10 protein-coding genes and 1 tRNA gene are annotated in these 12956 nt (G+C 64.5%); 7 read left to right on the top strand and 4 right to left on the bottom strand.

Translation table 11 applies throughout. The annotated features are described in order from the left end of the window. Window positions 1-4 precede the first annotated feature (4 nt). Together HWY37_RS02120 and HWY37_RS02115 are read left to right on the top strand one after the other, a co-directional pair. Complete coding sequence (locus HWY37_RS02120; protein ID WP_176087768.1) at window positions 5-1000, top strand: acrylyl-CoA reductase family protein; 996 nt, start codon at window positions 5-7, stop codon at window positions 998-1000. Between the two features lie 17 nt (window positions 1001-1017). After that, entirely contained in the window at window positions 1018-3165 is a 2148-nt protein-coding gene (locus tag HWY37_RS02115; protein ID WP_176087767.1) for an acetate--CoA ligase family protein, read from the top strand. A gap of 62 nt (window positions 3166-3227) precedes the next feature. Here the strand turns inward: HWY37_RS02115 and HWY37_RS02110 are convergent, their stop codons facing one another. The 4 genes from HWY37_RS02110 to HWY37_RS02095 form a co-directional block, all read right to left on the bottom strand. Beyond that, complete coding sequence (locus HWY37_RS02110; protein ID WP_175207122.1) at window positions 3228-3485, bottom strand: helix-turn-helix domain-containing protein; 258 nt, start codon at window positions 3483-3485, stop codon at window positions 3228-3230. 225 nt (window positions 3486-3710) lie between these two features. Next, window positions 3711-5609 carry a molecular chaperone HtpG gene (gene htpG / locus HWY37_RS02105; protein WP_175207123.1) on the bottom strand — a complete coding sequence of 633 codons (1899 nt, stop codon included), beginning with the start codon at window positions 5607-5609 and terminating at the stop codon, window positions 3711-3713. Between the two features lie 361 nt (window positions 5610-5970). Further along, the gene (locus tag HWY37_RS02100) at window positions 5971-6351 is read right to left on the bottom strand and encodes a hypothetical protein (protein ID WP_176087766.1); all 381 of its coding nucleotides are present in this window, start codon (window positions 6349-6351) and stop codon (window positions 5971-5973) included. Window positions 6352-6367: 16 nt separating this feature from the next. Next, on the bottom strand, window positions 6368-7771 hold the full coding sequence (locus HWY37_RS02095) for a DKNYY domain-containing protein (protein WP_176087765.1): 1404 nt from the start codon (window positions 7769-7771) through the stop codon (window positions 6368-6370). Between the two features lie 241 nt (window positions 7772-8012). On the opposite strand from HWY37_RS02095, the gene HWY37_RS02090 reads away from it, so the two are divergent. The 5 genes from HWY37_RS02090 to HWY37_RS02070 all read left to right on the top strand — a co-directional run bounded on the left by HWY37_RS02090 (window position 8013) and on the right by HWY37_RS02070 (window position 12444). Next, window positions 8013-9401 (top strand): uracil-xanthine permease family protein, encoded by a 1389-nt coding sequence (locus HWY37_RS02090; protein WP_175207126.1) that lies wholly within the window; start codon window positions 8013-8015, stop codon window positions 9399-9401. A gap of 167 nt (window positions 9402-9568) precedes the next feature. After that, window positions 9569-9653, top strand: a tRNA-Leu gene (locus HWY37_RS02085). A gap of 134 nt (window positions 9654-9787) precedes the next feature. Beyond that, on the top strand, window positions 9788-10915 hold the full coding sequence (locus tag HWY37_RS02080; RefSeq protein WP_176087764.1) for a site-specific integrase: 1128 nt from the start codon (window positions 9788-9790) through the stop codon (window positions 10913-10915). 61 nt (window positions 10916-10976) lie between these two features. Continuing rightward, the gene (locus tag HWY37_RS02075) at window positions 10977-11603 is read left to right on the top strand and encodes a hypothetical protein (RefSeq protein WP_176087763.1); all 627 of its coding nucleotides are present in this window, start codon (window positions 10977-10979) and stop codon (window positions 11601-11603) included. Window positions 11604-11865: 262 nt separating this feature from the next. Then, window positions 11866-12444 carry a hypothetical protein gene (locus HWY37_RS02070; RefSeq protein WP_176087762.1) on the top strand — a complete coding sequence of 193 codons (579 nt, stop codon included), beginning with the start codon at window positions 11866-11868 and terminating at the stop codon, window positions 12442-12444. Window positions 12445-12956 lie beyond the last annotated feature (512 nt).

Here is a 12956-nt window from a genome sequence, read left to right as displayed (position 1 = left end):
GACTATGCAAAACCCCGAATTCCAGGCCTACCGCCTGCACGCGGGCGCGGCGGGACAGCCCCCACAAGGCCGCTACGAAACCTTGTCCGCGGCCCAGCTGTCCGCGGGCGACACGCTCATCAAGGTGGCTTACGCCGGCCTCAACTACAAGGACGCGCTGGCCCAGGCCGGACGCGGCGGCATCATCCGTGAGTATCCGCGCATCGGCGGCATCGACCTGTCGGGCACGGTGGTGCATTCCGCCGATCCGGCGCTGGCGCCGGGCCAGGAGGTAGTAGTGCATGGCTTCGGCATCGGCGTGGATTGCGACGGCGGCTATGCCGAGTACGCCCGCGTGCGCCACGACTGGGTGCTGCCGCTGCCCGCCGGCATCGGGCTGCGCGACGCCGCCGTGCTGGGCGCGGCGGGCTATACCGCCGCCCTGTCGCTGCACTGGATGGAACATTGCGGACTGACGCCGGAGCAAGGCGAGGTGCTGGTCACCGGCGCCACCGGCGGCGTCGCGAGCGTCGCCATCGACATCCTGAGCCAGCGCGGTTACCGCGTCTGCGCCATGTCCGGCAAGCCGGACGCGGAAGCCTATCTGCGCTCGTTGGGCGCCCAAGAGGTGATCGCGCCGCCCGACCTGTCGGCCGGCATCAAGCCGCTATTGAGCGCGCGCTGGGCCGGCGTGGTCGATTCCGTGGGCGGCCCGCTGCTGGCCCACGCGCTGGCCAGCCTGAAGCCCGACGGCGTGGCCGCCGCCTTCGGCAACGCCGGCGGCGCGGAACTGCCGACCTCGGTCATCCCCTTCATCCTGCGCGGGGTCAAGCTGCTGGGCATCAACGCCAACAGCCCCATGCCCTTGCGCCGTCAGGTCTGGAACAAGCTCGCCGCCGAATACCGCCCCGCGCGCCTGGACCTGATCGCCCGCGTCATCCAACCCCGAGACCTGCCGCAAGCGCTGGCCGCCATGCTCGAACGCGGCAGCACCGGCCGCAGCGTCGTGCGCTACTCCTGATTGCTCATCGCCACACCATGACCCAGCTTCCCGACGCTTCGCTCTCCCGCCTCTTCAACCCGCAAGCCATCGCCATCGTCGGCGCCTCGGCCACGCCCGGCAAGATCGGCGCGATGCCGGTGAGCCTGCTGCAACAGCACGGCTATGCCGGCCGCATCATCCCCGTCAACCCGCGCGCGGACAGCATCGCCGGCCTGCCCGCCGTGGCGGCCCTGGACGCCGTGGATGCGGAGGTGGACCTGGCCATCCTGGCGGTGCCCGCCGCCCATGCCGCGCAGGCGCTGGAGCGCGCGCGGCCCGGCCAGGTCGGCGCCGCCGTGGTGTTCACGTCCGGCTTTTCCGAGACCGGCGCGCAAGGCGCCGCGCAACAGGCGCAACTCTGCGCCATCGCGCGCGAACGCGGCATCCGGTTGCTGGGGCCCAACTGCCTGGGCTTCATGAACGTGCGGCGCAATGTCTATGCCACTTTCTCGCCCGCCCCCGCCAACGGCGTGGTCGCTCCCGGCGGTATCGGCATGGTGTCGCAGAGCGGCGCTTTCGGCGCCTATGCCTACAGCATGGCGCGCGAACGCGGCCTGGGCCTGTCGCACTGGATCAGCACCGGCAACGAGGCCGACATCGACGTCGCCGACTGCATCGCCTGGCTGACGCACGACGCCGATACCCGCGTCATCATGGCCTACATGGAAGGCTGCCGCGACGGCGCCAAGCTGCGCCGCGCCCTGGCTGCGGCGCGCGCGGCCGGCAAGCTCGTGGTCGTCACCAAGATCGGCCGCACCCAGGCCGGCGCGCAGGCCGCCGCCTCGCACACCGCCGCGTTGGCCGGCGACGACGCGGTGTACGACGCGCTGTTCCGCCAGTACGGCGCCCTGCGCGCGCGCACCATCGAGGAATTCTTCAACCTGGGCTATGCGCTGGACACCTGGAAGCACCCGCCGCAAGGCCGGCGCCTGGGGATCTTCACCATCTCCGGCGGCGTGGGCGCGCTGATGGCCGACGAGGCCGCCGACACCGGCCTGGCGCTGCCCGAACCCGCCGCCGACGCGCAGGCCCGCCTGCTGGAGCGCGTGCCCTTCGCCAGCGGCCGCAATCCCGTCGACGTCACGGGCCAGGCCGTGTCCGAACCCGGGCTGCTGCTGGCCACCGCCGACGACATGCTGGCCGACGGCCGTTACGACGCCCTGGCCGTCTTCCTGGCCGCCGCCGGGTCTTCCGAAGCCCTGTGGCCCACCTTCGAGGCCTTCGCGCGGCAGATGCAGGCCCGTCACCCCGACGTGCCGCTGGCCATCAGCGCGCTGTTTCCGCCCGCGCGCCGCCGCGAACTGGAACGCCTGGGCTGCCTGGTCTTCGCCGATCCCAGCGCCGCCGTCCGCACCATAGGCGCGGTGGCCGGGCTGGCTGCCCATGCGGACAGCGACGCGCATGACGAATCCCCCGCGGCCGCGGCGGCGGACACGCCGCCGCTCCTGGACGCCTACAACGAAGTCCAGGCCATGGAGCTGCTGCGCCAGGCCGGCCTGCCGGCTTCGCCCTGCACGCTGGCCGCCGACGCCGACGCGGCCGTGCGCGCCGTCGCCGCGTTGGAGGCCGACCGCGATGCCGCGAGTGGCGGCGTGCCCGTTGTGCTCAAGGTGGTATCGCCTGACATCACGCACAAAAGCGACGTGGGCGGCGTGAAGCTCAACGTCCGCGGCGAAGACGCCGTGCGGCGCGCCTATGCCGACATCATGGCCGCCGTGCGCCAGCACCGGCCCGACGCCCGCATCGACGGTGTGCTGGTCGCCCCCATGGCCCCCAAGGGCGTGGAGTGCATCGCGGGCGTGCATTGCGACCCGGTGTTCGGCCCGGTCGTCATGTTCGGGCTGGGCGGCGTCTTCGTCGAAGTGCTCAAGGACGTGAGCTTCCGCCTGGCCCCCTTCGGCCGCGACGAAGCCCTGGCCATGATCCGCGAGATCAAGGGCTACGCCCTGCTGCAAGGCGCGCGCGGTGCGCCGCCCTGCGACATCGACGCGTTGGCCGACGCGCTGGCGGCCCTTTCCCGCTACGCCCACGCGCGCCGCGAGGACTTCAGTTCGATGGAGATCAATCCCTTGCTGGCGCTGCCCGAGGGGCAAGGGGTGGTGGCGCTGGATGCGGTGGTGATACGGGGCGAGGAGGCGTCCTGACGGGGAGGATCTAGATAGAGGAAGGCGGTCGGCGACGCGGCTTTTTCCGCCTCCTCCTGCAATCACGGCAGACGCGCACGTTTGGGCACTACCTGCACCTCGAAACCCAGCAGATCCAGCATGTCCAGCACCTTCTGCAGTTGCAGTGTGGGCTTGCCCCTTTCCAGATCCACGACATACCGGTTTCCCGACCCTGACAAGCCCGCCAGATCCATTTGCAGCAAGCCTTGCGAGCGGCGCGTTCTCTTCACAAATGCACCTACCTCGATCGAGGTACGGATCGTGACAGGGAAAACTTGGAGAGGAGGTTCTGTGATCATCGGCAGCTCCAGAAATTACCGTACGGTCAGTTGATGGGGACTTCCATCAAGAAATCCGTGGCAACTTCCCGAGCGGGAATACTCACACAGTTCCGCCCGCCCACCTCGCCTTCCCATGCCGCTCACGAAAAAAGCGGACGTTTTCTCCTCACAGTATGGCCATGTTCCGGCCATTAAAAAAAGGCGCCTGTCACAGGCGCCTTTTCTTCTTGAGCTACTTCCCGCTTACTTCAGCAGCAACGCATTCAGCCGCTTCACGAACGCAGCCGGGTCGGCGATCTGCGCGCCTTCGGCCAGCAGCGCCTGGTCCAGCAACAGGCGGGCCCACTGGTCGAACTCGCCGTCCTCGGCGGCGCGGATGCGCGCCAGCAGCGGGTGCTCGGGGTTGATTTCCAGCACCGGTTTGACGTTGGGCGCTTCCTGGCCGGCGGCCTTCAGCATGCGCAGCAGGTGCGGGCTGAGTTCGTTCTGGCCCACCACCACGCAAGCCGGCGAGTCCACCAGGCGCAGGGTGACGCGCACTTCCTTGACCTGGTCTTCCAGGGTCTTCTGCAGGCGCTCGACCAGCGGCTTGAAGTCCTCGGCCACTTCGGCCTGGTGCTTCTTTTCTTCCTCATCGGCCAGCTCGGCCAGATCCAGGCCGCCCTTGGCCACCGACACCAGCGACTTGCCGTCGAATTCGCGCAGGTAGGACAGCATCCATTCGTCGACGCGGTCCGACAGCAGCAGGACTTCGATGCCCTTCTTGCGGAAGATTTCCAGATGCGGGCTGTTGCTGGCCGCGGCGAAGGTGTCCGCCGTGACGTAGTAGATCTTGTCCTGGCCTTCCTTCATGCGCGATACGTAGTCGGCGAAGGCAACGGTCTGCGCCTGGTCGCCGGAGTGGGTCGAGGCGAAGCGCATCAGCTTGGCGATGCGTTCCAGGTTGGCCTGGTCTTCGCCGGCGCCTTCCTTCAGCACCTGGCCGAATTCGGACCAGAACGTGGCGTAGTCGTCCTTGCGGTTCTCGGCCAGGTCCTCCAGCAGCGACAGGATGCGCTTGGCCGAACCTTCGCGGATGGCGCGCACGTCGCGGCTTTCCTGGAGGATTTCGCGCGACACGTTCAGCGGCAGGTCGGCCGAATCGATCACGCCGCGCACGAAGCGCAGGTACGAGGGCAGCAACTGGTCGGCGTCGTCCATGATGAAGACGCGCTTGACGTACAGCTTCACGCCGCGACGGCCGTCGCGGTCCCACAGGTCCATGGGCGCGTGCTTGGGCACGTACAGCAGCTGGGTGTATTCGCTGCGGCCTTCGACGCGGTTGTGGGTCCAGGCCAGCGGGTCGTCGTAGTCGTGCGACACCGTCTTGTAGAACTCGCGGTACTGCTCTTCCGTCACGTCGGACTTGTTGCGGGCCCACAGCGCATTGGCCTGGTTCACCGTTTCCAGTTCTTCGGTCTTGACCTGCTCGCCCTTTTCCTGGTCCCACTCTTCCTTGGCCATGCGGATGGGCAGGGAGATGTGGTCCGAGTAGCGGCGCAGGATCTCGCGCAGCTTCCAGCCGTTGAGCAATTCGTCTTCGTCGGCTCGCAGGTGCAGCGTGACGTCTGTGCCGCGCGTGGCCTTTTCCGCGGCGGCGATGGTGAATTCGCCCTGGCCGTCGGATTCCCACTGGATCGCATCCGTGGCGCCAGCGCGGCGGCTGACCACCGTGACCTTGTCGGCCACGATGAACGAGGAATAGAAGCCCACGCCGAACTGGCCGATCAGCTGCGCATCCTTCTGCTTGTCGCCGGTCAGCTGCGAGAAGAACTCGCGCGTGCCGGAACGCGCGATCGTGCCCAGGTTGGCCACGGCTTCTTCGCGCGACAGGCCGATGCCGTTGTCGGAGATCGTGATGGTGCGGGCCGCCTTGTCGTAGCTGACCGTGATGGCCAGTTCGCCGTCGCCTTCCAGCAGCTCGGGGCGGTCGATGGCCTCGAAGCGCAGCTTGTCGCAGGCGTCCGACGCGTTCGACACCAGCTCGCGCAGGAAGATTTCCTTGTTGCTGTACAGCGAATGGATCATCAGGTGCAGCAGCTGCTTCACCTCTGCCTGGAACCCCAGGGTTTCGGACGTGGAAGGCGTGGCGGTTTGGCTCATAGTTCTACGTGGCTAGGTAAATAAATTGGGGACAATGATTGGCTGCCGGGACGTTCGGCCCGCGCGGCCGCCGGGAAACCCTACTGATGTGGGGGCCAATCGCGCACTTTCAAGGGCCGGACCGTGGGCGGCGCAGGGGCGGCGCATGTGGCGCTCATCTGCTGCCCATCCGGTTCCTGTCTGCTGCATGCCCGCCGCCTCCACCTGCCTACCTGCCTACCTGCCTACCTGCCTACCCGCCTACCTGCCTACCCGCCTGTCTGTCCACTCGTCTGTCTGCCTGTCTGCCCATCCGTCTGCCGTCTGCCGTCTGCCTCCATCATCCGACCCCGAATATTGGACCCTGGCAGCCCCGGCAGCTTCAGCCGCGGTACTCGCTGGCGATGCCGTTGTCCGCCAGTTGCTTCCGCAGCGTCTCGATATAGGCCTCCAGCTCTTCCCGCGGCGCGCGCCGGAAGCGGATGTTGTCCACGCTGAACACGTATTTCCCGCTGCTGCCGGCCTGCCGCGTCCGGACCACGAAGACACCCACGTATCGGGCCCGCTCCGATCCCTCTGCTGAAAACACCACGCGATCGATGTCGCCCAGGGGGTATCGCTTGCTGACCACGCGCCCCGCCACCAGATGGCCGTCCTTGATCAGGAACGGATAGGCGCGCTTGACCGCGGCCATGCCCACCAGCGGGCCGCAGAGGCCCAGCGCCACCAGCCCGATCAGAAACAGAAGCACCGTCGTACTCATCGCCGCCTGTCCTGTCCTAGAAAATCGAGAAGACCTTGCGGTAGCGCGTCTTGGCTTCCAGCACGGTTTCGTTCTGCGGCACCGCGAGCTTGCCTGCCCGGATCAGCTTGCGGATATCGTTGGTCGTGATCTGCCGCGTCTCTTGCGAGCCCAACAGGAACTCCGCCGCGTCGCGGTCCATGATCTTGTAGATCGAATGGAAGATCAGCTGCGTAGGCCCCAGCTCGTCCAGGTAATAGAGCGTCTCGCCCTTCTGCCAGACCGTGCCGAAGTTGTGATAAACCGCGCCGCGCTTTTTCCATTCGCCAGCCGGCGCATCCGTCAGCTGGTTGATCAAGGTGGAGCGGGACACCAGCCCGCCACCGCCGCCCCGAGAGTTGCGGGCCCAGGCTTCCTGCGCCTGCAGGAACAGCGTCTGCCTGCCATCCGTGTACACGTAGGGCGACAGCGCGACATATGCGCCCGAGGCCAACGGATCGTCGCCGGCCCGCTCCACCTGCCGCGTCTGCGAGTTGTAGAAATAGATGCCGTCCTTGCTGCGGAACAGCGCCTGGTAAACATGCCGGCCGTGCTCACTCAGCAGCCGGTACGGCGCGTGCGCCGCGTCGAAGGGCTGCGCGCCCACGTACACCATGCCGTCGCGCGGGTCACGCAGATAGGGCTGGCGGTACAGGTCGCCCACCATGAAGGTGTACAGCGCGGGATCGTCCGGCAGCGGCAGCAACTGCTCGTGGAAATAGACGCGGCGGCCATCGGCGAAGAAGTCGTCGCTGGGCCGCACGTCGCCATCCCTGCCCGCCGGCAGGCGGCGCAGCGAGGCCGGATCCGCCTGTGGCATTTCACGGCCGCGGTAGAACACGCGCGCATCGTCGGTGGCCAGCTCGCGGTCCAGCAGCGGCCGGTAGGGCCGGGCGCTGGCCGGCAGGGCGACGTAGGGATACAGGTAGGTCTGCGGCTTGGGGCCGGCGTCCGCGCGGTACAGGACCTTCTGCCAGAACTCGTCCAGCATGCCCAGCTCCTCGTTGCGCACGCTGTGCATCGAGCAGAAATACGTGGCCGCGCCGTCGCTGAAGTAGCTGTTGCCCAGGTAGCGCGTCGTCGCCGGCTTCATATCCGGCAGGACCTGGTTGCCGCAATACACGTGGCGCTGGTCCCGGGCCGCCTGCCTGCCGTCGAAGGCCCCCGTATCGAAGACCGCGAAACTGGCCGGCTCGGCCTCGTCCATGCGGTAGTAGCCGTTGCTGGGAACGGCGGCGTAGACGTTGCCCTGATGGTTCTTGTAGATACTGTTGCCGTAGGACTGCCCGCGATCCACCGCCGCGAAATCGTCGCCGTCCATCAGCCAGAACAGCAGGAACATCGGCAGCGCGACGATGAACAGGACCAGGGTAATCACGGTCCACTTGGCGCGTTTTTGCATGGAGAGGCGGAGGCTGACGGCCCTTGATTGGCGACCAGGGATTCTAACCAGCGGCAGCGGTATCGGCAGAGGTATCGGCCTCAACCCGGCCCCGACCCGCCCTCAACCTGCCCCCAGCTGAGCCCTACCCCGGCCCGTCCCCGATCCCTCCCTGGCCCGTCCCCGGACGGCGCGGGGCCTTCCCCGCTAAAATGCCGCACTTTCCTCCCCCTCCCCCCGCCCCCTGGCCGGCCCATCCGCCATGCAACCCGCCTCCCTGACCCAACCCGCCCCCCACGACGCGTCCGACGCCGACCCCAGCCACGACCTGGTCTACGGTCCCGACGACCGCCCCGCGCCTCCCGTCGCCTTCGTCGCCGCCCTGCAGCACCTGCTGGCCATCCTGGTTCCCATCGTCACCCCCGGCCTGCTGATCTGCCAGGCCCTCGGCGTCAGCACCCGCGACACCACCCTGATCGTGTCCATGTCGCTGGTCATCTCCGGCATCGCCACCTACGTCCAGTGCAAGCGCTTCGGTCCCCTGGGCGCCGGCCTGCTCATCGTGCAGGGCACCAGCTTCAACTTCGTCGGCCCGCTGATCGCCGGCGGCTCGGTCATGGTCAAGCAAGGCACCCCGGTCGAAACCGTCATGGCCGCCATCTTCGGCGTGGTCATCGCCGGCTCCTTCATCGAAATGGGCATCAGCCGCATCCTGCCCTTCGTCAAGCGCCTGATCACGCCGCTGGTCACCGGCATCGTCGTACTGCTCATCGGCCTGACCCTGATCAAGGTTGGCCTCATCAGCATGGGCGGCGGCTACAGCGCCATGGGCAACGGCACCTTCGCCAGCGCCGAGAACCTGACCCTGTCCGGCCTGGTGCTGGGCACCATCATCCTGCTGAACCGCGTGCCGGTCGTGTGGGTACGCAGCACCGCCCTGGTGCTGGCCCTGGCCGTCGGCTACATCGCCGCCGCCTACTTGGGCCGCCTGGACTTCACCGGCGCCCGCGAGGCCGCCCTGTTCCAGATCCCCACCCCGCTGCACTTCGGCCTGGGCTTCTCCTGGGCGCTGTTCGTTCCCATGCTGATCATCTACCTGGTCACGTCCCTGGAAGCCATCGGCGACGTCACCGCCACCAGCAAGGTCTCCAAGCAGCCCGTCGAAGGCCCGCTGTGGATGCAGCGCATCAAGGGCGGCGTCCTGGTCAACGGCGCCAACTCGCTCCTGGCCGGCATCTTCAACACCTTCCCCAGCTCGGTCTTCGCCCAGAACAACGGCGTCATCCAGCTCACCGGCATCGCCAGCCGCCACGTCGGCGTGTGGATCGCCGGCATGCTGGTTCTGCTGGGCCTGTTCCCGGCCGTCGCCGGCCTCCTGCAGGCCGTGCCCGAACCCGTGCTGGGCGGCGCCGCCATGGTCATGTTCGGCGCGGTCGCCGCATCCGGCATCAACATCCTGGCCGGCATCCAGCTGGACCGCCGCGCCCTGCTCATCATCGCGGTCTCCCTGGCCCTGGGCCTGGGCGTGTCGCAAGTGCCGGAAATCCTGTCCCACCTGCCCCACGCCGTGAAGAACGTGCTGGAATCGGGCGTCGCCACCGGCGGCATCTGCGCGCTGGTGATGAACTGGTTCCTGCCTGAGAAGAAGTAAGGCTTCATCCAGAACGCCGGTCCTGGCAGACGCCCGCAGGCAGCGTCGGGACCTGGCGCCGTCAGGCGGCAGATCCCCTGGCCGCCTGACAATTTTTTCCAGACCGCATATAATCGCCGTCTTCGCTTCTCCCGCGACCGTCACCTGGACGAGTCCGCGACCTCCTTGCCCGGGTGGTGAAATTGGTAGACGCAGGGGACTCAAAATCCCCCGCCGCAAGGCGTGCCGGTTCGATTCCGGCCCCGGGCACCATCTCCAAATCTTCTGCTAATTCAAGCCATTAGAAGATTTCGCAGTACAAGCCCCGCACCGGGGGATTTTCCTAAAATTGTGGTCAGGTACAGTTTCGGTACAGTGATGCGGCGCTAGCCCCATACGGAGTACTCATGGCTACGATCGTTAAGACTTCCTCGGGCACTTGGAAAGCCCTCATTCGCAAGACCGGCTGGCCAGCCACGGCCAAGACGTTCCGTACCAAGCGGGACGCCGAAGACTGGGCGCGCCGTACCGAAGACGAAATGGTGCGCGGCGTATATATCCAGCGCGCACCCGCCGAGCGCATGACCGTCGAAGCGGCACTGACCCGCTACCTCAAAGAAGTCACACCCACCAAGCGGGCCTCGACCCAAGCCGGCGAGCACAAGAAGGCGCAGGTCATCATCCGGCATCTTGGCAAGTACTCGCTGGCCGCATTGAACGCCGAGATCGTGGCGCAGTTCCGTGACATGCGACTGGCTGGTGACCCGGACAAAAATGACAAGCCACGGCCTCGCAGTAACAACACGGTACGCTTGGAACTGGCCCTGCTAGGCCACCTGTTCACCGTCGCGATCAAAGAATGGGGCATCGGCCTGCCCTTCAATCCCGTGTCCAACATTCGCCGCCCGGCCCCCGGCTCGGGCCGCAACCGGCGATTGACTCCTGAAGAGCAGAACCGTCTGCTGCAAGCCGTCGATAAGCACTCGAACCCGATGTTCGGATGTATCGTCCGTATTGCCGTCCAGACCGGCATGCGGCTGTCCGAAATTGCGACGCTAGGCATTCGGCAAGTGGACATCCAGCGGCGCGTCGTGCGGCTGGAGCACACCAAGAACTCTTCGCCCCGCACCGTCCCACTGACTGCCGAGGCAACGCGCGTGTTCACCGAGGCACTGGCCAACCCCTTGCGACCTGCCGAAACCGAACTGGTGTTCTTCGGCGAACCCGGCCGGGATGGCATACGACGCCCCTACCTGTTCGACAAAGCGTGGACCGATGCCAAGCGAGCAGCGGGCCTTGAAGACTTCCGCTTTCACGACTTGCGACACGAAGCTGTCAGCCGGTTCGTGGAAGCCGGCTTGAGCGATCAGGAGGTGTCGGCCATCAGCGGCCACAAGTCGATGCAGATGCTCAAGCGCTATACGCACCTGCGGGCCGAAGACCTGGTGCAGAAGCTGGACCGCCTCGCGCGTCGCGCGCCGTCCACTTCTAAACAACGGAGTGAGGCCGACTCCCAAACAGAGAACAACGCATAATCGCTCCATCGCGTTGCCATAATGAGTAACCGATTATCTTAACCTACGGAGGAAGCTAGTTTTGCAAACCGCAATCAAGATCGTCGCCATCAGTAGCCTTGCCCTTACCCTTGCCGCGTGCGGCAGCGCCAAGGACGCCAACAAGAGCAACTTCAGCAAGGCCATACAGGCATATCTGGATACTCAGAAAGGCCTGTGCGCTGCGATTCCTGCAAAGGGCTTGCCGTTCACCCTGGCGAATCAAGACATGCTGGGCGGTCAGAGCAAGAAGCGCGCTGACGCGCTGGTCGATGCCGGGCTGCTGACGAAGCGAGACACCGAAGTCAAAGCCATGTTTGGCAACAAGATGGAGCCGGCCACCGAGTACCAAGTCACTGACACCGGCAAGAAATTCCTCGTCGCCAATGGTGCCAACACGATGGCTGGACAAGATGCCTTCTGCACCGGCAAGTACACCGTTGTGGAAGTGAGCAACTTCACTGAACCCAGCGACATGATGGGCGTGAAGCTGTCGCAGGTGAACTACCGCTACAAGGTAGAAGGCGCAGATGACTGGGCCAAATCGGAAGGCTTGCGTGCCAATTACAAGAATTTTGCGGAACAGACTCAGGGAGAGATACAGGGTAAGGCGGCAGTCATCCTGACCAATGATGGATGGATGCACGAGCGCCTGTTCAAACGCGGATAAACTGCTCTGAGTCAGTTCTAAAACGAAAGGCCTTTCACCTATGAGTGAAGGGCCTTTTCTTTAGGTCTACGCCGATCTGCGGGGTGGTTAGGGGTCACGGAACGACCCGAAGCAGACGCTCAGTGATTAATCGGGAGGAAAATTAATGTTCACGTTTGCATATTCGAAACGCGTATTAAATAATCCTGAACTTCTACAAGTTCGCCGATTAATTCAACGAGCTCCCCGAGGCTCCTGCCAATCAACCGTTTAACTACGCATCGTGAATCAAGAGACACAGCAATTCATCACGCTCGCCATCGCAATCATCGGTTTGCTTATTTCCCTCTACGTGCTTTACATCTCCATCAAGAACCGGGTGACACAAGTGTCAGCATATCGCGTCACCCGCGCACTTCATCGAAGTAGCAATATCGTCCTCCAATACATTAACGCTGAACAACTGGACGGACACTTCTTGGTCAAGCTGGTGCTCTTCAATCCAGGCTCCATTGCATCTGTCATCCATAGCTTTGCTGTATTCAAGTCGACCAGAAATCCCAACCGCCTCTTCCGAATTTTCAAACCAAACGTCCTAAATCCCATTGACAATTCCTACTGGTGGCCGACTCGGGAAGAAAATCAGAAAGAGCCACGATATCTTGACGATGATTATCAAAATCTTTATGTTGAAGACTATCGAGTGATTTTGGTGTCCATTCCCGGCTTGGTTGATCGAGAGCAGTATGAGTTTGAAATCCGCACCAATAACGGGCACCTAATCCACAAGACCCGTATTGACGGAATCAAGGGGACTCATCGATTCAGTCATCACTTTAAAGAGTGGTATGCGGAAAAGTGATCTCAGCAGTTGTCGACAATGCGCCTCCGGCTTTTAATGGTCTGTTTGTCGATGGGCCTTAATATCGCCAACACGGCACCGGCGTCATCCATTGCACTAACACAGTAGCTCGTTGGAAAACGTTAGATGGACCCGGCATAAGTGGTCCCGTCCAACCGAGTAACGATTGACAACGATCGCTACACTTGAAGCGGACGACCGGAACTGGCCGGAAGCGACCGGATGAGCGCGGTCATTTTTGAGCTGACGGGATCAATCAGTGTCGCATGCAATGTTCGACAAGCGACCGTTCGCGGGCCAGGACGCATCAAACCTCGGTTTGCTCTTCCATCTCAAGAGCATCGTCGACCTTGATGCCGAGATAGCGAGCAGCTTATGGTGTGCTGTGATGCTCCGGCTGTACTAACGATCTCACCGCTCGGTTTACAGTTTTTCGCGTATGCTGCGGGAAAATGCGGCGGGCTCCGGAAAGTACTTGGATCAGCGTGCGAAAGAGGCGGCAGCTGAAGCTG

This window comes from Achromobacter anxifer, from assembly GCF_903652925.1.
Lineage (GTDB): Bacteria > Pseudomonadota > Gammaproteobacteria > Burkholderiales > Burkholderiaceae_B > Achromobacter > Achromobacter anxifer.
This window is presented reverse-complemented; position numbering and strand designations above follow the sequence as displayed.